This is a genomic window from Mesorhizobium sp. M0633 (assembly GCF_040320645.1).
Classification (GTDB): domain Bacteria; phylum Pseudomonadota; class Alphaproteobacteria; order Rhizobiales; family Rhizobiaceae; genus Mesorhizobium.
Genome location: NZ_JAMYQC010000032.1, coordinates 44,163 through 67,472, shown reverse-complemented (window position 1 = coordinate 67,472; position 23,310 = coordinate 44,163). Strand labels below are relative to the sequence as shown.

24 protein-coding genes and 5 pseudogenes are annotated in these 23,310 nt (G+C 60.2%); 14 read left to right on the top strand and 15 right to left on the bottom strand.

All coding sequences use genetic code 11. The features are described 5' to 3' along the window. Nucleotides 1-12: 12 nt before the first annotated feature. From NKI47_RS27375 to NKI47_RS27365, 3 genes and pseudogenes are all read right to left on the bottom strand, one after another. Nucleotides 13-219 (bottom strand): hypothetical protein, encoded by a 207-nt coding sequence (locus NKI47_RS27375; protein ID WP_352594265.1) that lies wholly within the window; start codon nucleotides 217-219, stop codon nucleotides 13-15. 366 nt (nucleotides 220-585) lie between these two features. After that, nucleotides 586-1,242, bottom strand: a pseudogene (gene scpB / locus NKI47_RS27370) (SMC-Scp complex subunit ScpB); the annotation flags it as partial. A 2-nt stretch (nucleotides 1,243-1,244) separates the two neighbouring features. After that, nucleotides 1,245-1,364, bottom strand: a pseudogene (locus NKI47_RS27365) (DUF1403 family protein); the annotation flags it as partial. Between the two features lie 18 nt (nucleotides 1,365-1,382). Between NKI47_RS27365 and NKI47_RS27360 the strand changes: the two are divergent. The 3 genes from NKI47_RS27360 (at nucleotide 1,383) to NKI47_RS35225 (ending at nucleotide 2,640) form a co-directional block, all read left to right on the top strand. Continuing rightward, nucleotides 1,383-1,631, top strand: coding sequence for an RrF2 family transcriptional regulator (locus tag NKI47_RS27360; protein ID WP_352594264.1), 249 nt, complete (start codon nucleotides 1,383-1,385; stop codon nucleotides 1,629-1,631). Nucleotides 1,632-1,803: 172 nt separating this feature from the next. Beyond that, entirely contained in the window at nucleotides 1,804-1,935 is a 132-nt protein-coding gene (locus tag NKI47_RS27355) for a hypothetical protein (RefSeq protein ID WP_352594263.1), read from the top strand. Between the two features lie 468 nt (nucleotides 1,936-2,403). Then, nucleotides 2,404-2,640, top strand: coding sequence for a Y4oE-related protein (locus tag NKI47_RS35225; RefSeq protein WP_502898083.1), 237 nt, complete (start codon nucleotides 2,404-2,406; stop codon nucleotides 2,638-2,640). 373 nt (nucleotides 2,641-3,013) lie between these two features. Here the strand turns inward: NKI47_RS35225 and NKI47_RS27350 are convergent, their stop codons facing one another. The 7 genes from NKI47_RS27350 to NKI47_RS27320 all read right to left on the bottom strand — a co-directional run bounded on the left by NKI47_RS27350 (nucleotide 3,014) and on the right by NKI47_RS27320 (nucleotide 8,778). Next, nucleotides 3,014-3,217 carry a hypothetical protein gene (locus NKI47_RS27350; RefSeq protein WP_352594262.1) on the bottom strand — a complete coding sequence of 68 codons (204 nt, stop codon included), beginning with the start codon at nucleotides 3,215-3,217 and terminating at the stop codon, nucleotides 3,014-3,016. Beyond that, on the bottom strand, nucleotides 3,214-5,055 hold the full coding sequence (locus tag NKI47_RS27345; protein ID WP_352594261.1) for a HipA domain-containing protein: 1,842 nt from the start codon (nucleotides 5,053-5,055) through the stop codon (nucleotides 3,214-3,216). Before NKI47_RS27345 ends, NKI47_RS27350 begins: the two co-directional genes overlap by 4 nt. 261 nt (nucleotides 5,056-5,316) lie before the next feature. Next, nucleotides 5,317-5,559 carry a hypothetical protein gene (locus tag NKI47_RS27340; protein WP_352594260.1) on the bottom strand — a complete coding sequence of 81 codons (243 nt, stop codon included), beginning with the start codon at nucleotides 5,557-5,559 and terminating at the stop codon, nucleotides 5,317-5,319. A gap of 32 nt (nucleotides 5,560-5,591) precedes the next feature. After that, complete coding sequence (locus tag NKI47_RS27335; protein WP_352594259.1) at nucleotides 5,592-5,795, bottom strand: hypothetical protein; 204 nt, start codon at nucleotides 5,793-5,795, stop codon at nucleotides 5,592-5,594. Nucleotides 5,796-6,058: 263 nt separating this feature from the next. Beyond that, nucleotides 6,059-6,943, bottom strand: coding sequence for an NAD(P)-dependent oxidoreductase (locus NKI47_RS27330; protein ID WP_352594258.1), 885 nt, complete (start codon nucleotides 6,941-6,943; stop codon nucleotides 6,059-6,061). Nucleotides 6,944-7,234: 291 nt separating this feature from the next. Then, nucleotides 7,235-7,726: an NADPH-dependent FMN reductase gene (locus NKI47_RS27325; protein ID WP_352594257.1), complete on the bottom strand. Its 492-nt coding sequence runs from the start codon at nucleotides 7,724-7,726 to the stop codon at nucleotides 7,235-7,237. An 8-nt stretch (nucleotides 7,727-7,734) separates the two neighbouring features. Next, a complete protein-coding gene (locus NKI47_RS27320; protein WP_352594256.1) occupies nucleotides 7,735-8,778 on the bottom strand; it encodes an aldo/keto reductase in 1,044 nt (347 codons plus the stop codon). A 105-nt stretch (nucleotides 8,779-8,883) separates the two neighbouring features. Between NKI47_RS27320 and NKI47_RS27315 the strand changes: the two genes are divergently transcribed. From NKI47_RS27315 to NKI47_RS27305, 3 genes are all read left to right on the top strand, one after another. Further along, complete coding sequence (locus tag NKI47_RS27315; protein WP_352594255.1) at nucleotides 8,884-9,807, top strand: LysR family transcriptional regulator; 924 nt, start codon at nucleotides 8,884-8,886, stop codon at nucleotides 9,805-9,807. A gap of 215 nt (nucleotides 9,808-10,022) precedes the next feature. Further along, nucleotides 10,023-10,841 (top strand): SDR family NAD(P)-dependent oxidoreductase, encoded by an 819-nt coding sequence (locus tag NKI47_RS27310; RefSeq protein WP_352594254.1) that lies wholly within the window; start codon nucleotides 10,023-10,025, stop codon nucleotides 10,839-10,841. A gap of 979 nt (nucleotides 10,842-11,820) precedes the next feature. Then, nucleotides 11,821-13,164 (top strand): hemolysin family protein, encoded by a 1,344-nt coding sequence (locus tag NKI47_RS27305; protein WP_352594253.1) that lies wholly within the window; start codon nucleotides 11,821-11,823, stop codon nucleotides 13,162-13,164. On the opposite strand, the gene NKI47_RS27300 is transcribed toward NKI47_RS27305, so the two are convergent. Beyond that, on the bottom strand, nucleotides 13,145-13,666 hold the full coding sequence (locus NKI47_RS27300; protein ID WP_352594252.1) for a DedA family protein: 522 nt from the start codon (nucleotides 13,664-13,666) through the stop codon (nucleotides 13,145-13,147). The two genes, NKI47_RS27305 and NKI47_RS27300, sit on opposite strands and share 20 nt — an antisense overlap. Before the next feature lie 336 nt (nucleotides 13,667-14,002). Between NKI47_RS27300 and NKI47_RS27295 the strand changes: the two are divergent. Continuing rightward, a pseudogene (locus NKI47_RS27295) lies at nucleotides 14,003-14,520 on the top strand (transglutaminase-like cysteine peptidase). Between the two features lie 79 nt (nucleotides 14,521-14,599). Here the strand turns inward: NKI47_RS27295 and NKI47_RS27290 are convergent. Both NKI47_RS27290 and NKI47_RS27285 read right to left on the bottom strand, forming a co-directional pair. Continuing rightward, complete coding sequence (locus NKI47_RS27290; RefSeq protein ID WP_352594273.1) at nucleotides 14,600-14,905, bottom strand: hypothetical protein; 306 nt, start codon at nucleotides 14,903-14,905, stop codon at nucleotides 14,600-14,602. Nucleotides 14,906-15,198: 293 nt separating this feature from the next. Then, a complete protein-coding gene (locus tag NKI47_RS27285) occupies nucleotides 15,199-16,581 on the bottom strand; it encodes a multicopper oxidase family protein (protein ID WP_502898081.1) in 1,383 nt (460 codons plus the stop codon). Nucleotides 16,582-17,093: 512 nt separating this feature from the next. Here NKI47_RS27285 and NKI47_RS27280 point away from each other — a divergent pair. Continuing rightward, on the top strand, nucleotides 17,094-17,696 hold the full coding sequence (locus NKI47_RS27280) for an inorganic diphosphatase (RefSeq protein ID WP_352594250.1): 603 nt from the start codon (nucleotides 17,094-17,096) through the stop codon (nucleotides 17,694-17,696). A 124-nt stretch (nucleotides 17,697-17,820) separates the two neighbouring features. On the opposite strand, the gene NKI47_RS27275 is transcribed toward NKI47_RS27280, so the two are convergent. Both NKI47_RS27275 and NKI47_RS27270 read right to left on the bottom strand, forming a co-directional pair. Next, the gene (locus NKI47_RS27275) at nucleotides 17,821-18,138 is read right to left on the bottom strand and encodes a hypothetical protein (RefSeq protein ID WP_352495680.1); all 318 of its coding nucleotides are present in this window, start codon (nucleotides 18,136-18,138) and stop codon (nucleotides 17,821-17,823) included. 282 nt (nucleotides 18,139-18,420) lie between these two features. Beyond that, complete coding sequence (locus tag NKI47_RS27270; protein ID WP_352495679.1) at nucleotides 18,421-18,987, bottom strand: hypothetical protein; 567 nt, start codon at nucleotides 18,985-18,987, stop codon at nucleotides 18,421-18,423. Between the two features lie 226 nt (nucleotides 18,988-19,213). Between NKI47_RS27270 and tatB the strand changes: the two genes are divergently transcribed. From tatB to NKI47_RS27240, 6 genes and pseudogenes are all read left to right on the top strand, one after another. Beyond that, nucleotides 19,214-19,582 carry a Sec-independent protein translocase protein TatB gene (tatB, locus tag NKI47_RS27265; RefSeq protein WP_352579144.1) on the top strand — a complete coding sequence of 123 codons (369 nt, stop codon included), beginning with the start codon at nucleotides 19,214-19,216 and terminating at the stop codon, nucleotides 19,580-19,582. Beyond that, nucleotides 19,557-20,255 (top strand): annotated as a pseudogene (locus tag NKI47_RS27260) (CDP-diacylglycerol diphosphatase); the annotation flags it as partial. The gene tatB and the pseudogene NKI47_RS27260, both read left to right, overlap by 26 nt. Beyond that, nucleotides 20,234-21,082 (top strand): annotated as a pseudogene (locus NKI47_RS27255) (DUF1402 family protein). The pseudogenes NKI47_RS27260 and NKI47_RS27255, both read left to right, overlap by 22 nt. Nucleotides 21,083-21,423: 341 nt before the next feature. Next, a complete protein-coding gene (locus NKI47_RS27250; protein ID WP_352594249.1) occupies nucleotides 21,424-22,548 on the top strand; it encodes a DUF2333 family protein in 1,125 nt (374 codons plus the stop codon). A 123-nt stretch (nucleotides 22,549-22,671) separates the two neighbouring features. Further along, a complete protein-coding gene (locus tag NKI47_RS27245) occupies nucleotides 22,672-22,845 on the top strand; it encodes a hypothetical protein (RefSeq protein ID WP_352594248.1) in 174 nt (57 codons plus the stop codon). 77 nt (nucleotides 22,846-22,922) lie between these two features. Continuing rightward, a complete protein-coding gene (locus tag NKI47_RS27240; RefSeq protein WP_352594247.1) occupies nucleotides 22,923-23,261 on the top strand; it encodes a hypothetical protein in 339 nt (112 codons plus the stop codon). The last annotated feature ends 49 nt before the right edge of the window (nucleotides 23,262-23,310 follow it).

The window sequence follows — 23,310 nt, the reverse complement described above, 5'->3', positions numbered from 1 at the left end:
GACGTGTGCTTCCTATGCGGGCTGATCTGCGTTGCCCAACGCTTGCAGGGTCATTCGCAATTCGCCGAGGAGCGCAGCGAGCCGATCCCGGTCCCTCCCATGCATATGCCGGAAGGGCCACGGATCAGCGGCAATCATTTCGATCACGCCCACGACATCGGGACAGATGCGCGGAAGGCCCGCACGTTCGATCGACCAGCCTTTCGGCGTGAAATGCATGAAATCATTCCGTAGCCTGTTCAGCTTGCCATGTGACAGCGCAAGCAGCGCGACCGCTCCCCAATCTCGACCCTACAGGTCCCTGGGGGTGTCATCGGAACGACAGCAGACGCTTGATACCTCAACTTCAGCCGCTGACCTCGATGTCGTGATCCGCGCACCAGGTCTTCAACGCTTCTTCCGTGGCTTTTTGCTCGAAGTCGTACCATCGATCAACGGCGCCCCTGTGCTCCAACAGATCCTTGAAGCGGGCATAGCCACCCGCCGGCGCAAATGTGTACATACGGAGACTGCTGCTCCGTCCGACTGCGCATGGGTCACAACTTTTCGGCATACGCTCTGGGCTATTCCGGAATCGTCCAGGGCGTCGGATCTGTCCCTGATGGCGCCAGGCAAGTCGGCGAGAAGCTTGTCCTTGCTCAGCAGCCCGGCATCCTCGAGCTTTTCCATGTCCGGCAAGTCGCAGTGTGTCGAAGCCGAACTCGGCCAGAAACGCCTTGGTCGTGACATAACTATAGGGCGCGCCCTGAGTGGGGCTGCGCGGACCCGAGGCGATGAGGTCTTGGGAGCGCACCGTCCCGATCAGGTCGCGACTGACCTCCTTGCCAAAAAAGCTCGACAGCTCGGCCCGGGTGATCGGCTGGAAATAAGCGATGCACATCAGCACCAGCGCCTCCGACTGCGACAGGGGTTTTGACCCCGGCCCGCCATCCGTACCCTGCCCGGTGGCTCTGCCAAATGCACCGCGAATTGCCTCGGCATAGACTTTTCTGGTCCGGTGCTGCCAGCCGCCGGCGACCGACACCAGTTCATAGGGCCGGCCGCGCAACTCTTCCCGGATGTCGTCGATCAAAAAATCAAGGTTGCAGCTTTTGCCGACGACCCGCGCCTTGCCGCAAAGATCACCGCCTCGACCCGGCCCATCCATTCGCGCCAGCGCAGCTCCGGCGGCAAATGCTCGAGCTCGGTGTCGAGCAATGCCGGCTGATCATTTTGCTTTCGGCGGGCGGACGGACCTGCCATCGCTACAGTCCATAGAGCCGGAACGAGGAGCGCCCGGATAGTTCGCGCACCGCCTCGAATTTTTGCAGCCGCTCGAACAGCCGCCGCGCCCCGAACCGCGACAGGTTTTTCGTCGTCAGCGACTGGGGCTCCGGCCCGAGATGATCCGAATCGGCGATGTCATACGGCTGACCGAGCCGGATTTCGCGGTTGTGGAGTGCTTCGCCACGGGAAACCAATGTGTTCTCACCGGCTCCTGCAAGCTTTCAAGCATGTTTGGCGAAGCGATCGCCTCCTTCCAGAGCACCCTTGACCGCTACACGCTGGCTGACGTCACGCTGATGCCTCAGGATTTCCTCGGCAAGCCGTCACCACTCCAAGTTTCCGGCGTGGCGCAAAGCGGCGAGTAAGGTCGACATCTCTCTACGATCGGAGACAAAATATTGCGCCGCGAAGGATCAAGAGCCGCACCATCTCGTGGCCGGAGCAATTTGAGGACGGAGCAGACAGCCGTCACAGTCACCTACCCAGGCGTTACCCCTTACCGGACACATGCCGATTTTTCTCGCACGGAGACGAGCCATGGCTGAACCAAAGAAGAGCGATAAGCTGATAACAAAGCAGTTTGAGTCTAGTATCGAGCCGGACAACAGTCTGTTGCCAATGCTGATCGGCGGCCTTGTTCTGATCGTTATCGGTGCGATCGTCGCATGATGTTCGTCTAATTTCGGAATTATAGTCGCCGGTGTGGTGTCGTGCATAGTCGGCGAGCCCGATGTTCAGGGGAGTTGAAAAGACCAGTCTTGTTCGGTTTATTTGGCGAAAGATCAAGAATCTCCCATAGAAGCTGTCTGAAGTCTCTTCTTCGCACCGACAATCGATTGAGTTGATTGTTCGCGCACCCGGCTAACAAGCGTCGGCGCTGCGCCGCAAACCTCGAAGAAGCATTCACAGAACAGCGAATTACGGGAGAATGAGAAAGCGACGAGTGGACCCGACCACCCGACCCGCTGCAGCTTCCAAATTCCCGCCCCAATTTGCCCACAACCACACCACCCGCCACTTCAGTCGCGCTGATCAGTTTGATCGCGACCTTGATGTTCTACTGATGGCCTTCATCACGATTGGCGTGACCTCTCGAAAAGCAGGGGTGACGCAGAACAGCCCAAGCATTAACTTTCCGTGGACAGGTTTGAGGAGGTGACCGTTAGGAATCACGACAGCGTCATTAGACGATGGGAGTTCTTGGCCGAGGGAGAGGCGATTGACGCTGCGATCGACAAATACGGCAAAGGCACAACGACGTCGGTCGCATATTGTGCGTTCGAGACGCTTGGCGATCGAGGTGGACCCGAGTATCGGCTTTGGTTCGACCTGTTTCTAAAGCTCGCAAAATCGGATCACGTGGGTTGGGCGTAGGCTCAGCCTGCGTCGCCACTAACCCATGGCCCGCGCCACTGACGGATACGAACTTGGAAGCCGTGGATCCGCCGAAGCGCACCCACCGCGGGTATGAAGCTGATCAGCTCGGGCATTCTCTGTCGCGATGAATTAGCAAGAATAACAGCCCGTATAAGGAACCAGCTGTCCTGACCGACGGCGCCGCGCCTGTTTCCACAGGGCGCGCCCCGCAGACGGGCCAGGATTATTCATGAAAGAGGGGGAAAGACGGCTCTGCCCCCTCTCCCCTGCAAGGCGAAAATCGGTCTCCCCGTCCTTCCTCGGCGCGGCAGGGCCGCGCTCCGTAGTTGTGTGCGTCAAGTTCTGCAAAAAGGGACGGCCATGGTGGTGGTCATGCGGCTTGGCGCAGAGCGCCGTCTCTTTCATGGACACTTCGAGACCGATATAATGTTTCATGGCCGTCCTCCGTTCGATGCCTGGGCCCGGTGTTGATCGCGAGCCCGTTCACCTCGTAAACGTCCTGGCGGCGCGACAGAAATTCGAACCAATCCAGATCGGTGACGCCGACATAGATCTTGATCGCGCTGCCGGTCATGGAAACGCCTTGATACGATCACTCACGATCGCCTTCACTCGCTCCGCGACCTTTTGAGCAGCGTCGGCCCGTCCGGTAAAGGACGGCAGAGCGAGCGTAGGCGCTGCTTCGCGCAGGGCGGCGGCAATCGAACCTATCGCTTCTTCCGCTCGCGCGACCGGCAGTTCGATCGTGCGCGCGAGAGTTAGGAAGTCCTGCCGTGTAAGCCGGTCGTCCTTACCATTGAGCTTCAGCGCCATACGATCGCCACCAAGCCCCGGAAAGACGCGGGTCGTCACGGCGTCGTAAAGGGGTGCGAACCGGACAGTCTCGAACCGCTTAGAGCCAAGCTCTGCAATCTTGAGGAGCGCCAGGTTCTTGAGATGCATATCCCCGTCGGCGATCAGCCACGCGAAAAACGCCCGGCGGAACAAGGTCTCGATATCGGCGGCAGGGTCGGTCGAAAGCGGCCGCAAACCCCGCGCCATGCGTTCGATCGTGCCGTCGTATTTGGCTGAGGCCGGCAGATCGAGAACCGAACAGAAGTCCTCGAGCGCTAGGAAGCGTCGATCATCGGGCCCGCGTCGCACGTCGAATCGCTCGACGACCAATGCAGGTAACATCCCATCCGGCATGTCGATGAGCGCGGCGGCCGGAACCTCGAAGCCCGCTGCGCGACCAAGTTCAAGACAAAGCCATTCGACGACCGGCAGCATTTCGAAGCCCGCGGTTCCGGCCGGCTTAAGGATGTGAGTGAATGGTAGATCGATCGCGGGCAGCAGGGCGCCGTCCGATGCCAAATCCATCGGCGCCTTGATCTGGACACCCGATAATCTCGGCGTTTCCGCGCGCGCAAACAGCTGGGCCAAGTTGTGCTCGAACGTCCCCTCGATCTCGCCTCGCGACGGGCCGACGTATCGACCAGTGAAGCGCCCATCGTCGGTGAACGCGGCAAGTTTGGTGTCGAGTTCGTCTCGCGGCAGGACGTTAAGCTCGGCTTGGCTCTCGACGACCGCGATATTTGACATGTAGCGCTTGCCGCGTCGCAGCGCTTCGCGTTCATCCCGCTGATGGAGCACTTGCGCGAGCCATCCTTCTGGGAGGAGCGACTCGATGAAAGCCGGCAGCTTGCCTGGTGCAGTCTGTCGAACGAGTGGCGGACCGCTGCGCCTCACAGGCTTCCAGCGCCACTCGAATCCATCGTGGATTAGACGACCGAGGGGATCCCCATGCCATGCCACAAGGAGATCCAGTGCTGCCTTGTTAACGGAGCCCTTGGGCGCCGCCGGGCGCGCAATCAGATAACGCTCAGCGCCCTCCCCTTCGCGGTACCATCCGTTCTCGCGAGCCAACGCCCAGACCGCGTCAGCGGCCACCTGTGGCGAGCCATGTTCCTCTATGAGTCTTGCCGCCATCTCTGCGCGCATCGGTTCGGTGATGGCGCTGGCATGCTCGCTCCGCAAGCGGAACGCTTCCAGGAAGCGTTGGCGCGGCGAGGAAACGTCAACTCGCAACTCGCCGAGATCGTCCCCTACCACCGCAGAGGCAGTCGAAGGATGGGGGGGCGCATCATTCTGGATTATTTCGAGCATCCGTAGCCGGGTTCGTTGGTTGCGCCGACCGCTAACGAACAGGCGGCCGTCAGGTGTGGGAGCAAGAAGTTGGGCAGAGGCCGACGATAGATAGGCAGTAGGATAGAGGTAGCGCGCGATGCGCACGGCGTGGCCTAAAACTGCTTGCTCAACGTCGTCGCCTGATCGTGCATAAACACCGCGGACGAGCGGGACGAGTTCCCCTACCGCCGCTAGCGCATGCGCACGTCTCTTGTCTATTGTCTCTCCAACCAGCAGTATGGGCACGGACTTTCTCGCATTTCAGATGCGCGAAAGTCCGGTAATAGGCGTCAAGAGTCAAGGACTTTCTCGAATCTGAAATGCGCGAAAGTCATGTCTGGCTACCGGCGTCGCCAGTCTGCTCGGCCGCATTCTCGATCTACTTTTTGCCGAATGCACTGCTATCACGGTCGAGCAATGGAACCCCGTCGAATGAGGGCTCGCGCCCAGCGGAAGCGATCAGTCCAGCATGGGTCATGCCCCTGCCCTGCGCACTTTTCCGCAGGATCAACGTTCGTTGTTGTCATCCTCATAGCCTTCATAGTTGTCCTGCGGCGCATAATATTCCGCTGCGTCATAGACTTGAGTTTTCTTGTAGCGCTCGCCCAGGCCAACCGCAGCGAGGCGCGAAAAGCTGTTGATCTTCAAGCCGCAGGCGATGCACTCGAAGCGATTGGGCAGATATTCCTGCGTCTCGGTGATCTCGCCGTCCTCGAGTTTTTGTGTCGGCGCAGTGACGGGCTCATCCACGACCAACGCTTGGGAAGCGCACGATGGACAGTTCACCCGATGGCCGCCTGGCGGATTGCCCAAACGGCCGCCGACTGGCTGAGCGTGATGCGCTCCTCGTTGCTCTTGGCGGCCCAGGCGTTCTTGTGAGCGTCGACATCTCCCAGGACCGCCTTAGCGACGTCATCGGCAGCGGCGGCGATGAGTTTGGCGGCGACTTTCGCCTTGGCATCCCCGATAAAGTCAGGCAGTGACATGCCCATCGAATCAAGGAGAACCTCGCATATGCGCTGAGCCCGCCGATGAGCGCACACGGCATCATGGAGTTCTTAAGCAGCCGTCGAAGGCGCACAGCATCCTGAGATCGACGCACGCTGGCGACGAGCACGTCGATGGAAAGAGAACGACCGGCAGCCGGTCACTCGCATCCAATGAAATCAATCGGAAGGCTGCCTTCAAGGCGCTTCGCATGAACCGGCACTGGTCCAGTCTGCCAATGCTGGCGCGGGATCGCAGTTGCTCAGTTTACTGCCTCCCCAGCATCTCTCGCTGCAAGCGAACCGAGCGCCGACCAGTCGAGCTTTTCGCCGCCATGGGCGAGCAGGGAGAGGAAGCGGTCACGCAGGAGGTTTGCCAGCGGCAGCGGCACGCGCAGGTCCTCGGCTGCTGCCAGCGTCAGCCGGATATCTTTCTGACCCAACGGCGCGGCGAAGCCGGCAGGCTCGAATTTGCCCTCCACGATCAGCGCACCATAGGTCTTGTAGACGGGGGCCGTGAACAAGGTCGACGTCAGAATATCGAGATACTGTTCCTTGTCGACACCGCCCTTGCTGACCAGCGCGAGGGCTTCGCCCAGCGATTCGATCACCGAGGCGATCAGGAAGTTGCCGCTAAGCTTTACCAGGTTGGCGGCTTTCGGCGTCTCGGAGACGACGAAGGTCTTCTGGCCCACGGCGTCGAAAATCGGTTGAACGGCGGCGATGGCGTCCGGCGCTCCGGCCGCGACGACGAACAGTTTGCCGGCAGCCGCCACCTCGGGCCGGCCGAACACCGGCGCTGCGACGAGGCGCTGGCCAGCCGCGGCATGATCGGCCGCGAGGCGCTCCGACAGAGCGACGCTGATCGTGCTGAAGGAGATGTGCGTCGCTCCTGTGCGAAGGGTCGCGAGCAAACCGCCATCGCCATAGACCACGCTTTCGACCGCGTGATCATCTGCCAGCATGGTGACGACAGCCTCGCCGCGGCAGGCCTCTGAAAGTTTGGCCGCCGAACGCGCACCCTTGCGGACCAGGACCTCGTCCTTGCCAGGCGTCCGGTTGTAGACGGTCATGGCATGCCCTGCCTCAAGAATGTTCGTGGCCATTGCGGCACCCATGTGCCCCAGTCCGATGAAGCCGACGTCCATGATGTTCTCCTTTCGATGCGGTCGCGAGGCGCGCGTTTCTCACTTGTGCCGATCCGCCCGATCCAGACGCTCGGGTTGGCTGGGGATCTCTTGGGCCTGAACTCTTGCGGTATACGGTTCCTGTTGGAACGTGCTCCATCCTCGCGCGGTTGCCATCGTGAGTGCACTTTTGGAAACTATCCCAACCTCAGCTCAACGACTGGTGCGCATGCCCGGTCTGATGAACAGCTGGGCAAAGGGCGATCAGGCGATCGATCGCCGACAAGGCGAAGCGCAGGCTGAACTCGTCGGTCAATTGTCCATCCCTGATCTTGTCGGCGACCTTGCCGATGACGACCTGCGGACCGAGAACGGGCGTGACTGGATGGCGAGCAGTGTCTCGTTGGCCTGTGCCTGAGCACGAACGCCGCCGGTAAAGGCCGGCGATACAGAGATGACGAGCACTGCTTTGCCGGTCAACGCCGACCGACCGAGAGGCCTCGACGCCCAGTCAAGCGCGTTCTTGAGGACACCTGGGATGCCGTGATTGTACTCCGGCGTCGCGATCACGACCCCGTCACTTTCCGCAACGGCTTGTCTGAACGCCTGCACTGTCTTCGGTGTCGACGGTCCATCTTGGTCCTCGTCGTAAAGAGGCAGCCGCAGATCGCCGATTTGGAGATCAACCGCCGGACCCAGCGCCGGCTGCAGACCTCGGAGAACGGCAAGGGAGTAGGAGCCAAGGCGCAGGCTCCCCGGTAAGCCGAGGAGCCGCGTCTGACTACGTGACTCGATCATTGTCATCGGCGCAATCACGCTCTGGGCTGCGACGGGCCCGAACCGGTGCCGGTGGCTTCGATGGCGGCAGCGATCTCAGCCAAATCCCACCCTGTCAATTCGAGGGTTGCGGCGTCGAGCCAGCCGTCCACCTGAGCCGGGCTGCGGGCGCCGACGATCGCACCCGTCATCCCCGGCCAGGCCAGCGTCCAGGCGATCGCAGCCGCGGCAACGCTCGTGCTGTGACGCTCGGCGATCGGTTTTAAGGCATCGGCGAACGCCAGGTTGCGGGTGAGCTTTTCGCCGGAGAATTCGGCGTTGCGGGATCGCCAGTCGTCTTTCGGCAGGGCTTGGGCGCGCTCGACGGAGAAGCCGCCGGTGAGGAGGCCGGATTGCATGGGGCTATAGACAATGACGCCGGTCTCATGAGCGTGGCGCCAGGGCAACTCCGCCTGGGCGATATCGCGACGGATTGCAGAAAAAGGCGGCTGCAGCGTGTCGACATGACCCAGGCTTTCGGCCGTTTCCAACTGCGCGGCACCGTGGTTGGAAAGGCCGACGGCACGCACCTTGCCCTCCTTCTTCAGGTCGAGGAGCGTTTGCCAGTACACTTCAAGCGGCGTGCCATCTTCCGCCGGCCAGTGCATCTGGTAGAGATCGATGCGCTCACCCCCGAGCCGCTTCAGCGAGGCTTCCACCTCGCGGCGGATACTTGCGGGCGCGCCGACTTGGCGGGGCAGCGCTTGGCGATCGTTTTCGTCCCAGATGAGGCCGCACTTGGTGAAAATGTATGGCCGTTCATTGGCCGGGATCTCGGCGAGCGCTTGCCGCACGACCTCTTCCGAGTGGCCGAGTCCGTAAATAGCCGCCGTGTCGATCCAGTTGATACCGCGTTCCACCGCATGGCGGATTGCAGCGATCGACTCGCGATCGTCTTGAGAGCCCCACCCGACGGCCCAATCGGCTCCGCCGATCGCCCAGGCGCCAAAACCGACACGGGTGATCTCCATATCGGTGCGACCCAAGCGGCGGGTTGGGAGTGCCTTGGCGAGGGATGTCGATTGTTGAAGCGTATCCATGATGCATTCTCCTATGTGCACCGCAACATGAGAAATCTACGTCCATCTTTCCAATGGATAATTGAGATGCTATTGATCAGTTTGATGCCTTAATAGGATGCGATCATGGAACTGCGCCAGTTGCAGCACTTCGTGGCGGTCGCGGAGGAGAACCATTTCACCCGGGCCGCCCAGCGGGTGAACATCGTCCAATCGGCTCTGTCGGTTTCCATCCGGGCTCTCGAGGAGGAGCTCGGCGCTCAACTCTTCATTCGCAGTACGCGACAGGTGCGGCTTACGACCACCGGCCGTGTCTTCCTCGACAAGGCGCGAGCGGCACTTGAAGCGGTACGCGAGGCGCGCGACACCGTGGCGGCGATTAGGGGACTGGATCGAGGCACGCTCACTATCGGCACCGTGCAGAGCCTCCCGGCCTTTCTGGATCTGCCGTCACTGCTCGCGCGGTTCCATGCGCAGCACCCAGGTATCGAGGTCCGGCTCTGCCAGGGAAGCTCGACCCATCTTCTGGAGAAGATCAGAAGCGGCCGAATTGATCTCGCCTTTTTGCCTCTGTTCGATCCGCCTGTCGGCATTGCGACAACCATGATCGCCTGCGAATCCCTTGTCATGATTTGCGCTTTGAATCATGCTCTGGCCGACTGCGGTGAGGCGTCGCTATCCGCGTTGAAAGACGACCCATTCGTCGATTTCGAGCCGGATTGGGGGACGCGGAAACTCGTCGACCGCGCCTTTCTGGAGGTCGGCATAGAGCGTCGTACCGTCTTCGAGGTTAGCGACCTTGAAACGCTCCTGGAATTGGTTGCGCGCGGCCTCGGGATCGCCCTTGTTCCGGAGGCCATCGCCGAAGCACGGCGCTCCACGCTCAGCATCAACCCGATCGCTCAAACAGAGCTCTGCTGGGAACTCGTGGTAGCCTATGCAGCCGGCGACGGCACGAGTGATTCCCCGCCAGATCACGCCCCGAAGGCCTTTCTGAAACTCTTGGCGGATGCGAGGAGATCCGACAGCAGTTTACAACACCAGCCATGACTTCAAAAAAGGGCCGGATCCGGCGCGCCGCAATCGCCGCCACTTGAAGAATTTGCTCCCGGCAATCGATGGCTAATCCTCGACCCGGCTGTGGCGCTGACGCTGATTTGAAGGGCGAGATATACACCATTATCGTCCGTCGTTTCTCAGCGAAATGGGACCAGAGATGCCGCAGTTCGCGCGCATCTGCGCCAGTTTTGAGCAGGAGTTGGTCCATGCGATTCAAAGGTAAAGACGTTCTCGTGACCGGCGGGAATTCGGGGATAGGACGCGGAATCGTCCAGTATTTCCTGAAAGAGGGAGCCCGGGTCGCTTTCGCCGGCCGCGACCGCGAGAAGGGCCGCGCCGTTGAAGCGGAAGCAAAGGCGATCGAAGGCGAAGCCCGCTTTTTCCCGTGCGATCTGTCGGAAGAACATCAAGTCGAGGACCTGATCGGCCAGATCGGCCAATGGGGGCGACTGAGTGTCGTCGTCAACAACGCAGGCGCCGGTTCGCGCCGAAGCGGGGTTGAGCCCGGCGATCGCCCCCGAGCGAGATGGGACAAGATGCGCGGCGCCAACCTGGACTCCACTTATTTTGTATCCTCCTACGGCTTGCCGCTGCTGCGGGATTCCGGTGGAGGTGCGATTGTGAACATATCGTCCACGGCCACATTGCACGGCAATTGGGGCCTGTACTGCGTCGCCAAGGCGGCCGTCGAAGCGCTGACGCGATCGCTGGCCATCGAGGGGGCTCCGCATCGGATCAGGGCGAACTGCGTCAGCCCTGGCTGGATCGCCACCGAAATCGATGCAGCGGCGCCAGCGTCGGGTACCGGCGACTGGACGGTGCCGCCAAGCGTGTTCGACCGGATGGGCACACCGGCCGAAATCGCCGCCGCTGTCGCGTTCCTGGCGAGCGATGAAGCTTCGTTCATCACCGGCCAAACCCTGGTTGCCGATGGGGGGCTCTCGATTCTGGACTACACCTCGCTGTCGCTTCTCGAGCAACGCGGTTCGGTGCTGTTCTCGGGCATGGTCGGCGACACTCCGTAAGGGGTCGAAAACAAAGACGCGCCCGGCATCAAGTTGCGTGACCGCGAGGCAGGTTACTCTCATTCTGACCACTACGAAGCTTGGATGGCATCATTGAATTGAAAGTCCGCTTAGGGGTCCACAACGGCAAGTTCGCGCGAGCCGGAGAATGGCGGGTAGTGTGTAGGGTTTCGGATGCCGGCCCAAGCGAAAGTCTCTCCTCCTGCACGGAGCCGGCGTCGGAAAGCCTCCAGGGAAGATGCTATGGGACCGGCGGCGAGACGTCCTGGCGAGTTGGCTTGTCGCCGGGATCGTGCCTGGCGTCGAGCGCCAGCCAGCCGCTGAAGAAGCTCGCGATCGACGAGAACGCATTGCTGATGCTGCTGCATCGATGGCGTGCGGAAGCGGAAAGGGCGGGTCACAGTGCGATCCCGAAACGGCCGGCGTGTCGGCGCCAGTGTTCGGACCAGGGCGCACTTTGCTTGGCGCGCTGACACTTGCCGGTCCGCGGTCACGCGTCGATCAGGCGTTCCTTCGGGGCATGAAACGGCCGCTGCTGGAAGCGGCCGTCCGCGCCACCCGCGCCTTCGGCGAGGATGCTTCGGCCCTCGAGCAAGCGAGTCGGCAGGCCAAGCGCACGCGCAAGAATGGCCTAATCGACGGGGTGGAACCGTCGACGCCGACGTTGCCAAGTGCGGCAGGTACGCAATGCGTGGGATTTCGATGGCCCGCCGATGAAGGTCCGCGCGTGAATCGCCGCTCTCTTGATAACGATCAGCGTGCCACCAGCCCGCTCAACGACCAAGCGTCACAAGTTTCGGATTCTTCGGCATGCCAAAGTAATGGGCGACGCCGGTAAAACGTATCGCGATTTCGGCACCGGCAAGCAAACTTCCATCGCCTGGCCGTCGTCGGCACTATCTGTGTCAATACGGAGGAGTTGTGTTATAGGCGGACTCCCATCAACAACCGTGGCGGATTGCCGCCCAAAAAGGAGACCATGCCTAGTTCCGATGGCAGTATTTACGATCTGATCGGGATACTCGCCGTACTTGTTCTCGTTGCCGCGAACGGTTTTTTTGTCGCAGCGGAATTCTCTCTCGTCGCAGTCCGCCGTAGCCGGGTGATGGAACTGGTCAATGCCGGCAGGACCAATGCCAGTGCCTTGAAGCGGGCGGTCGACAATCTCGACGCCAACCTTGCTGCCACGCAGCTCGGGATCACCATATCGTCGCTTGCGCTCGGATGGATCGGCGAGCCTGCGCTCGCCCATTTGATCGAGCCATTGCTGAGCGCGCTGCCGGAATCGCTCGCCATGGCCGGCTCTCATGCGATCGCGGTTGCGATCTCCTTCATCATTATCACCGCCCTGCACATCGTGCTCGGCGAACTCGCCCCCAAGAGCCTTGCCCTTCAGCGCAGCGAGGGCACGGCACTCTGGGTCGTGCGCCCGCTCGGCCTATTCCTATTTCTGCTGCGGCCAGCGATCATCTCGCTTAACGGACTCGGCAACCTGGTACTGCGCCTCTGTGGGTTGCGACCCGGCACGGGAGAGGAATCCCTTCACTCGCCGGACGAACTCAAGCTGCTCATCGCGGCAAGCCAGGAGGCGGGGCTGCTCCACCAGGCGCAACAGGAGGTCGTCGAGCGCGTCTTCAGTATCGGCGACCGGCGCATCGCTGATATCATGACGCCGCGCCGCGACGTCGATTGGATTGACGCTGATGACAGTCCGGACGAGATTCTGCGCACCATTCGCGAATGTCGCCATGAGCAGCTTCTGGTCGGCCGGGATGGCATCGACGAACCGCTTGGCATGATTCTGAAGAAGGACCTTCTCGATCAGGTGCTTGACGGGCAAACGCTCGATCCGATGGCTGCCATCCGCCAGCCTCTGATCGTTCACGAGGGAACAGCAATCTTTCGTGTGCTCGATCAATTCAAGAAGGCGCCTGTACGTCTGGCGATCGTCATCGACGAATATGGCAGCCTGGAAGGGATCGTCACGCAAACCGATCTGCTCAAGGCCATCGCCGGCGATCTGCCGGACGCGGAGGGCGAGGAACCGTACATCGTCGAGCGTGGGGATGGTTCGCTGCTGATCGACGGCATGATGCCGGCTCATGATGCTTTCGCTCGCCTTGGCTTCCGATCAGGACAGCCGGATGGCGGTTTTCACACGATCGCCGGGTTCGCCCTCTCCCGGCTTGGGCATCTCCCGGAAGCCGGGGAGCATTTCGACTATGAGGGCTGGCGGTTCGAGATCGTCAATATGGATGGAAAGCGGATCGACAAGCTGCTCGCCCGCCGGCTGTCCATCACATCTACTGCTGCAGCCATTTGAGGCCGAACGCGCCAGGAACCAGAATGCCGGTGGCCCAGACGAAGGCTGAGGTGGTGTTGGCAATCTGAAACGCCAGGGCGGGCATCTTACAGATGCCCGCCGCCAATGGCACGGATGCGCGCAAAGGACCGAAGAAGCGCCCAAAGAACACGCCGGCCACCCCCCATCGCTCGAAGAACAGGTGACCGCGCGGAATGAGGTTTGGATAACGTGACAAGGGCCAATAGTGCGAAACCCCGTTTCCCAACCGCGTGCCGATCCAGAAGGACAGCCAGTCCCCCAATGCCGCCCCAATGGCGGCGGCAAGCCACAGAGGCCAGAATGCGATACCGCTTTCGCCGATGAGAAAACCGACACCGATCAGGATCACGGTTGCAGGCAACAACAGAGAGATGAACGCCAGCGATTCTCCAAAGGCCAGCACGAGCACCAGCGGAACACCCCATGCTTCATGCGTCCGGATAAACGCGATCGTCGCTCGCGTGATCTCATCGAGGCTCATTCATCACTTTCCAATTCGCACCAAGGGTGACCGGCGACTGACATCTCACCATATCGGTCCCTCTGGCAAAGACCTGCCACGTCGGAACGGATGTCTTGCAGACGTGTAGCGGCCGAGCAACGCACACGGCGCAAGTAACCATTCAGAAGGATCTTCCTCTCGCTCTGATTGACAGTACCCACGGGATCGACCTTAACTCATTCTTAACAAAAGTTGGTTGGGCGGGTCGGATGAGTTCCTCACGAGTGCGGTTGTGCGTACGGGTTGGGCGGCGGTGCGGTCGTTGCAATCATTGCGATAACGTCCACGTGGTCGGCGGCGACGGCTTCACAGTCGATGCTGATCGGTGGCTTTATCTCGCAGCCGATCGGTCACTACAATTTCTGCAAATCCCATCGGGCCGAATGTGAGATCCGCTCACGCGACAATGATCCGGAGCACATGACCGGAAAACTCTGGCGGCAGATTACGAATGTCAACCTGACGGTCAACGACAAAGTCAAGCCGATGAGCGATCTCGACGAGTATGGCAGGACGAATTCTGGGCCTATCCAGACAGCGGTTTCGGCGATTGCGAGGACTATGCGCTGGAAAAGCGCCGGCTGCTGATAAACAGCGGCATTCCTGTGTCGGATCTATTAATGACGGTTGTTCGCAAGCCCGACGGCGAGGGTCATGCAGTGCTGACTGTTCGAACCGACAAGGGCGACTTCATCCTCGATAACCTCATCAACACGGTGCGCCGCTGGGACCAGACCGGCTACCGCTTCCTGAAGAGGCAAGCCGGCACCGACACGGGGCGCTGGGTTTCCATCCTTGATGGCGACAACCCACTGGTCAGCGCGATCAAGTGACGGTCGTGTAACAGTTCACCCCAAGTTGACGCCTTGCCGAAAGAGATCTCTCCGGCTGGTGCGCAGCCTGCTCTTCGTCTTAGGTCGGAGTGTTCGTCGTTGTTAGGGCTTTGTGTCCGCCTTCGCCTGATTGCTGCTCGCCCCCTTCGACGGGTACACTCAATGGCGCTGTCGCCTCCGGGCAGCCGCTCTGAATTTTTTTCCATGACGAAATATTGAGAACCATGTCGCACTGCGCGAGTTCCGGACCCGACGGCAATTGCAGACAGGCGAATTCACCGTGATGGAACGTGCGGCCGTTGGCGATGCATTGACATTCTGCCCGCGCGGGCGTTGCAACAAGCGCCGCGAAAACCAGGATGCAAGAGGCATTGAACGTCCTCATGCGAAATCATAGCATGATCCGGAGCGGGCGCCAGATCGCCCAGCACGAGGTACAGCGCCGTGATGATGACGAACGCAATTGCGAGGGCGGTGGCATGAGAACCGGCGTTGGCGAGCGAGCCCGGGAGGCCACTCAGCAGAGGCTCGATCAGATGCACACATCAGCACCCGTCGCCGGCCGCTCCGGCGCCCGTGAGCAGTAGCGCCGTCAGTGCGGCGAGAACTCGGACGCTCCGCCTCGCCCAATTTCAACCCTTCACGCGCTCGGCAACGCAACCCTGGATGAGGACCGCGTCATTCCACACGCAAATAACCGGTCAGGCCGCTCTTCTGATGTTCAATGACGTGGCAATGGAATGCCCAATTACCCGGATTGTCAGCGACCAACGCCACTTCCATCACTTCTTTCGATTTAACAAGGGCCGTATCTGTTACAAGCGACGCAATTTTGCGCTTGTCGGAGCGTAGCAGACGGAAAGACATACCGTGCAAATGGATCGGATGATCGTTCGGCGTTTCGTTGCGAAGGCGCAGAACATAGCTTTTGCCCCGTTTTAGAGCCGCGAGCGGATCAACTGGCCCCGGTGCGTCCCCTCGCCAGGCGACGCGGTTGATCGACCAGAAGCTGTAGCCGAGCGTGCCGCAAATACCCGGCGCCGGCGCATCACCATTGGGCGACCAGCCAAAGACGAAGTCCATTGTCTCGGCATCGGCAAGATCCGGCTCCGGTACGCGATTCGGCCGCAGCGGCTTGAGTTCGCCAAGCGCCCGCCCGGCGCTGGCGCCGATAGGCCGGAATCGGACGAGAACGCGAGGTCCCTTGGCTGTTCTGAGTTTCAGGCTGACGATCTCGTCTTCGCCATCAGGCACGCGGAGGGCGATATCGGCGCGCTGGCCGGGCGCGACGACAATGCCCCGAGGCGCAACAGGCTGCCGCAGCGGGTTGGCATCAAGAGCGATCACTTTGGCCGTTCCGCCATCGAGGTCATAAGTGCCGATACGGGTGACATCGGTGACTGCCAAACGCAGGCGCACAAGGCTGCCCGCCGGCAGATCGTAAATCGGGGTGACTTCCCAATTTACCGTCGAGACCGTACCCAGCGTGCCGCCGCGCGCAGCGTTGCGTGCCTTGAACAATTCGATGAACTGGCCGTCTTCGCCGAGACGGAAGTCGCGGATATTGAGCGGCAAATCCTGGTCGAAACCGGCATCTTCGTCATCTTCGACAACAAGCACGCCTGTCAGCCCGCGGGCCATCTGATCGAGCGTGTTGCAATGCGGATGATACCAATAGGTGCCGGCATCCGGCGGTGTCAGAGTGTAACGGAAGCTTTCGCCCGCCGCGATGGGACGCTGGGTGAGATAAGGCACGCCGTCCATGGCATTGGCGATGCGCAATCCATGCCAGTGCACACTCGTCGCCTCATCGAGATCATTGACCACCTCTATGGAAAACGGCCTACCTCGCAACAAACGCAGAGTGGGCGGCGGCCCGCCCGCGCCGAAACTCATCATCCCTTTGGTGACGGTGCCGGGCAAAATCGACCGACTGATCGCTGAAACCGGCAAGGTCAGATCGGCTGCTACGGCCCTGCCGGCAATCAGCCCGCCTGCAGCGCCGACAGCTACTGCTGCCGTGCCGCCCAGCAAGAATCCCCTGCGCGACATTCCCGACATGAAGCAGCCCTTTCAGTGGAGTATAGCGGACGTGGTGTTGTTGTCTCTTCCTTCACGAATTTCGAACCCTGGCAATGATTCAAGGTGAAGGTGGCGTAGTCTCCGAAGGACTTCAACTGAAGTTGGAGTTTCACTTGCTTTTTGAGGATTGCCACACAACGCCGCACTGAACCGCGAGGCGTCTACGTGGCAGCTCTCGCCGAACGGCTTGTTGTGGGTGTAGCGTGCCCGATTGGCAGGAGTTACGACGCAAGCTATCCCCTTGCCGGAAATGGGCTCGCTTGAAATAGCACATTTGAAGCGGCCACGGTCTCTTAAACGCCCCATAAACGCAAACGCCCATAGACGCTTATCACTCGTCAGCGCTCTATTTCGGCCCATTTCTGCTCGCCGCAGGATCGGTGCAAATACGGTCATCCAATTTTCAATAACGGAACCCTGTAATGCTGCCGTCACATACGGTGGCTAGGCGGATGCAGGGCGCCCTGCCCGTCCAACCTCTGGAGACAACCATGCGCGCTTTGCCGACTGTCATGGCGGTTGCGGCCCTGCTGGGCACGCAGCCCGCTTTCGCCGAATTCGTCACAGCTTTCGATTTTCCGCAGCCGAAAGACACCAGCGAATTTTACACGGTTATCGAGATTCCGGCGGGAAGCTTCACTAAATACGAGATTGACTCAGAAACTGGCCATATCATCGTCGATCGATACCAGTCCATGCCGGTCGTCTATCCGGCCAACTACGGTTCCGTTACCAGTTCGTTGGGCGGCGACGGCGACCCGTTGGATGCGCTCGTCTTCACCCGGGAACCCGTCGTGCCCGGTGCTCTGATCAAAGTCCGCGCCATCGGCGTGCTCAACATGGTCGACGGCGGCGAAACGGATGACAAGATCATCGCTGTGCCGGCCACGGACATCGATCCGCAATATGACGGGATCAAGACCATCGATGATCTTCCGGCCATCGAACGACAGCGCATCGAGGCATTCTTTCGAGTTTACAAGCAGCTACCTGAAGGCCGCAAGGTCGTTGAGCTGAACGGCTTTGGTGGCGCCAACGTCGCCATCGACATGGTTGGCAAAGCCATTGAGAGCTACCGGAACAAGAAGGACTGACAGGATAGCAGAACCTTAACAGGAAGCTCATCCATAGGACTGGTCCCTAGCGGTGTTGGAACACCGCTAGGGTATGCATTGGCCTTGCGTCGCACTGTTGGCTGCGCGCAAGCTGCGCTTCGCTTTAGCTCCGGGCGTTTGCTGTTGATAAAGCCAAATCGTTGGCTTTATCTCCGCCTTCGCCTGGTTTCTGCTCGTCCCCTTTGACAGGCAAGCCAAACGGCGCAGTCGCCTCGGGGCATCCATCCTGAATTTTTTTCCATGACGAAATGTTGAGAACCATGTCGCACTGCGCGAGTTCAGGACCTGACGGCAATTGCAGACAAGCGATTTCGCCGTGATGGAAAATGTGGCCGTTGGCGAGGCACTGGCATTCGGCCCGCGCGGGCGTTGCAGCGAGCGCCGCGAAAACCAGAATGTAAGAGGCCGTGATCGTCCTCATGCGCAAGATCATAACACGATCCGGAACTGTCGCTAGTGTGAACGCTCCACAAGTAACTCGGCGGAGAACTCGTACCGCGGGCGCTCGCGATCCCTCAATCGTCGTTCGCGTCGGTTTTTGCCCTCATTGTCCGTATTTTGTGGCCCGAATCAAAGGCACGGCCAAGCGACCAAAATGACCAGCAAATCCATCGGCATGCCGCGCCCAACGACACCTGCCAAACTGCCGGCATGCATGACGAGCAGCGTTGTTCGAACCAACGGCCGCGATGATGCGGCACGTTCAGGTTGAGGGAATGCGCGGGTCCTGAACGAGATAGAGCCGCGCAGTCGGCGTGAAATCAGTCACCAGGAATGAGAACGAAACCGTGCTCAGCGGATCGACCTCGCCTTTCCGGAACAGAAGATGGTCATAAGGTTCGAATTCACGACTGAATTCGGCGAAACTATCGGACCGAATTGCATCCGTTTCGCGGCGCGCCTGGTCGAACGAAAGCCCGTCGCTGGAATCGCTTGGCTGGTTGAGAATCTCCTGCAACTCGAACTCGAATTCGACCCAGGCGTGACCGCTGTTGTTGAGGGCAACGATCCTTAGGGAAATGAAACCGGTGGCATAGTTGCCGGAGGCACCGAATGGCTGAACCGGCCGGATGGCGCGTATGGTGAGGGTTACCGGGCTTGCCGACTCGAGTTCCTCGGTAATCACGACAGGATCGGCCCTTGTTCCGGCTCCCGAAGCGGCAATGATCCGGAATCCGCCGAGTTCGTCGGAAAAGGAGTAGGCGCCTGCTTCAAATATTCTGGGCCCTGTGCCATCGGCTCCAGCGAGGAGTCCGCTTGCTGCGAGCACGGTTGCGAATATCCCTACCAGACGTGCGCCTGATATTCGGGTTGACGGGTGGTGCCACATGGCTCGAAGTATGAACGACATTCCCGCGGCCGCATACTGGAATGGCTCAGGCGAGAGGGTATGATGGTTGGATTTGGCGCCGTAGGTCGAGGCATTCAACCGGATCGGTCGCCGCAAACCGCGGAGAGGTTGTCGCTGCCGGCGATATGCGCGAGAGGACGTACCGATGTTCGGACTTGGCATGACCCACCTGTTGGTTATCTTCGTGGTGGCGCTGGTTGTTTTCGGCCCCGAGGAGCTTCCAAAAGTCATGCGATCGGCGGGGGCAATGATGAAGACATTCAATCGGATTGCGGGCGATTTTCGAAAACAGTTTGACGACGCTATACATCAAGCCGAGAAGGAACTCGACCTGCAGGAAACCCGCTCGATGCTTCAGAATGCGATGGAGGACGTGCCGCGAAGCGCTGACAAGGCCATAGTAGGGAAGGACAGCAATCTCAATCCGGCCGCTGAGCGGGGCGCAGAATCTGAACTGACGTCGGTCACGGCCAAGGACGCGAGGTTTAATGCCGAAACGTCATCAAACCAGTGATCGGGCAGAAGAGCAGTCGCCCATCGGAACCATCGCGAGGCTCCCAGCCGTTCCACCTTCACCGTCTCGGTTTCGCCCGACCACAGGCCGAGGCTCAAGACCTCATGACGGGCATCCCCTCACTGTGGAATCCCTTCATAAGTTACCGTTGTTCCACCACTGCCGTGCTGCAGCCGTGGTCTATTTGACAATCGCGTTGCTGACTGCGGCGGCCACCGACGTCGGCTCCGCTTCAGCGCATCGCAACGCGCTCTGGCAGGTTGTGCAGACCTGCGCTCTTGCCGCAGCGCATCTTGGCAGCGCTTTCCCCTGCGAGGAAGTGATCCTGCCCAGGCAGGGCGTGCCTGGATCAGCTCTCATTAAATCACCCCGCTACCGGACCGAGTTTCTGTTGACGCCACTCACGGCTGTTGCCGGTGTTGAAAGCCCGTCTGTCCGTTGGCAGGGCAGTTCCCAACTCTGGAATCGGGCATGGAAAGCACGAAGCAAGGTCTCGGCGAGCCTCGGACGTCACCTTCCACGAACGGCCATCGCCATGGCTGTGAATTCCAGGACTGAGCGATCCCAGGATCAGTTCCACATCCATATCGATTGCGTTGCGGTGTCGGTGGAAAAGAAACTTGTCCTGAAGGGGCCGAAGGTGGAAGGTCCATGGCAGCTTCTCCCTTTGGCTCTGATGGGGAAACGCTATTGGATCAAGGCAGTCGACAAGCCGGATTTGGAAACGACCAACGGGACGACCGCAAACTCGTCGGCAAGATCAGGAAGGCGGCGCTCGCCTATGGCATCGATCCGATCCATATCGTCGCGGCTCTCGTCGGAGAGCACACCTACAATATCAGCGTGGTCGACTCGGTTCAGACCTATTACGTCAAGGCGCTCGCCTATGCCGATCTGAAGTTCTCCTTCAGCTACAGGAGCACTCCGGTCCAGTCATTCGTCCAGCGGCCCGAATTCGCATCCTGCTCTTCTCTCGAAAGCAGCGCGCTGATTTGGAGCTGCCGTGACCAGGTCTGGGAAGAGACATTCCGGGGTCGCAAGGTCGATGGCGTCGACTACGAACCCATCACGTTCCAGCGGGCCTTCTTCCAACCCTTCTATGCGGGGCAGACCTTCGGCCTGGGACAGATAAGCCCGCTTGCAGCCCTGCAGGTCACAGACATGGTCAGCCGGGCCAGCAAGCTTCCCCGATTGTCGCCCGATCGCCCGCAGGCGATCTATCGCGACGTCATGGATCCTGATCGCAGTCTTGTTTACATCGCCGCGATCATCCGGGATTCGATCGATGCCTATCGGGAACAGGGGTTCGATATATCCGGTAATCCCGGAATCACCGCCACGCTCTACAATGTTGGCCAGCCGCGCTGACGTGCACCTGAGTTGAGGCAGGCCGTGACCGACAAGACCGGCCGCGCCCTGCCCGTCGAGAACTATTACGGCTGGCTCATCAACGACAGGCTCGAAGAACTCAAGGCGCTTCTCACCGATGGCACGAAATGATCGTGGTTGGTGGCCGGACACTCGCGAACCTGCGTCGGATGGCGGGACAGATTTATGCCGGAAAAGCTGGCTGTCATGAGACCAATTTCGCTTGCATTTGGCGAACGTCTATCGACATCAGATGGAAGCAAACAGTGCACTCAAGCGAACTCATAAAGCGCGCCGGAATTGCCGGTCGCGTGCAAGATGGCCAAGCGAGGTATCGTGTGCCGACAACCATGTGGCTCCAAAACTGAGAATGGCTCACCCAGCGCGACGTTCTGAAAACCACATATTTGAAGGACAAGGTGGCGTTTCGCACACGCCTCTACGGCTTGACTGACTGAGGGGGTGACATCGCCATGCTTGATCCGATCGTGAGTTTCTTCACCCGGATTTTCCAGTGGATTGGCCGCGGCATCGGCCTGCTGATCGGTGCGATCCTGTGGCCGTTCCTGTGGGCGGGGCGCTGGTACACGCAACGCGGCTGGATCCTGAAGGCGGTGCTCGGCCTGGCTGTGCTCGTGCTGATCGGTCTCTATGTCAACTTCTTCTACGCCACCCAGTGGTGGAACAATTTCGACCCAAATTACGTCGACAAATACACCTTCGAAAAACGCAACAGCTCCGCCGGTGAACAGGTTTCCGCCGGCGCCGGCACCGCCACGGCCAAGACCTGCGGAAATTCAGCCATTGCCCAGGTCGCTGCCGACCTGACCGACTTCAGCGTCAACCAGAATGCCTGGGTGTCGTCGATGATCCTCTACAAGCTCGGCCTGTTCGGCATCGACTGGGACCACACGCCGTTCATGGACAACAAAGCTTCGTTCCAGCGCGGCATCAACCAGGCGGTGCGGCGTACGGCGACCGAGCTGGCCGACAATCTCGGCCGCGTGCGCACCACATCGCAGATCGACGCCGACCTGCAGGACGCGCGCGGCAATCTGCAGTTCGATGAAGAGACCTGGTATTTCGGCCTGAACCCGTTCGGCCCGAAGACGCCGACGCCGAGCTACTATCGCGACGCGGTGCGCAAGCTGCGCGCCTTCAACGCCCGGCTGGAAACCTGCCAGACGGTGTTCGATGCCCGCGCTGACAATCTCAAGCAGTATATCGAGCGCATCTCGTCCGATATCGGCTCGACCTCGGCAATCCTGAAGGAGCGCGCTGAGCACTACAACAATGGCTGGTTCGATTTCCGCGCCGACGATCGCTTCTGGTTCGCCTATGGCCAGCTCTATGCCTATTACGGGCTGATGAAAGGCGCCGAGGCCGATTTCGAGGACGTGATCAAGGAAAAGCACCTGCAGAGCCTGTGGGATACCATGGATTCCCAGTTCGTCTCGGCGCTGCGCATCCAGCCCTTCATCATCGCCAATGGCCGCGAGGATGGCTGGCTGTTGCCGAATCACCTAACGACAATTGGCTTCTACATGTTGCGCGTGCGCTCGAACCTGGTCGAGATCAGCAACGTTCTTGCGCAGTAACTCGGTGGATGAAGCGCTCGGGGCATCGAGGCATGGAGACCGGTAACTTCTCTGGGGTGAGCCCGGCCACGATTTGTTAGCGCCGACTGGGCCATCACCGTTGCCTTGTTTAAGGCGGCGGCGATGGCGGTGGAATGGACGATCACGATCGAGAGCAGGAACGAATTCGGCGATGTTCGCCGAAATGAGGTCCGGATCGACAAAAGCGATGAGCGTCTGCGTGACGGAGACCTTGACCTGTCGATCGACGATGGCAAGAAGATCATGGCCGCCCTGCAAACAGCGGTCGCGACCTAAGAGGCGAAAACCTACACCCTGTTGAATGACATATTCACGTGCGTCGAGGGCCGGCTGCGGTACAAGGATTTGATCGGGTGACCGATAAGAAACAGGAACCGCCGCTCTATCTCGACATGGGCTTTGCCGAGGCTCTCGAACGTTTCGCACAGACAGACAAGAAGGAGGCCGACGAGCTGGCCGAGCGTGGACGCGCCATAATCCGCGAGCGGAATGAACCGGTATCGCGCACGGACCTGTTCAAGGCCCTCACCGAACGCGGGCTGACGATTGCAGGCAATGACCCTGAGATGGTCCTCTCAACGATGCTGTGGCGCACGCGCGACCGTGTGGCCCGCGTTAAAGGCGGCGACTATTGGCTGGCAGACGTTCCAAACGAGGCGGCGGGTTACTTCCCCGAGACCAGCACCCGATAATGACCAGATGGAAAACACGCCGCCTGAAGAGGGGCTGCCGACCGACGCC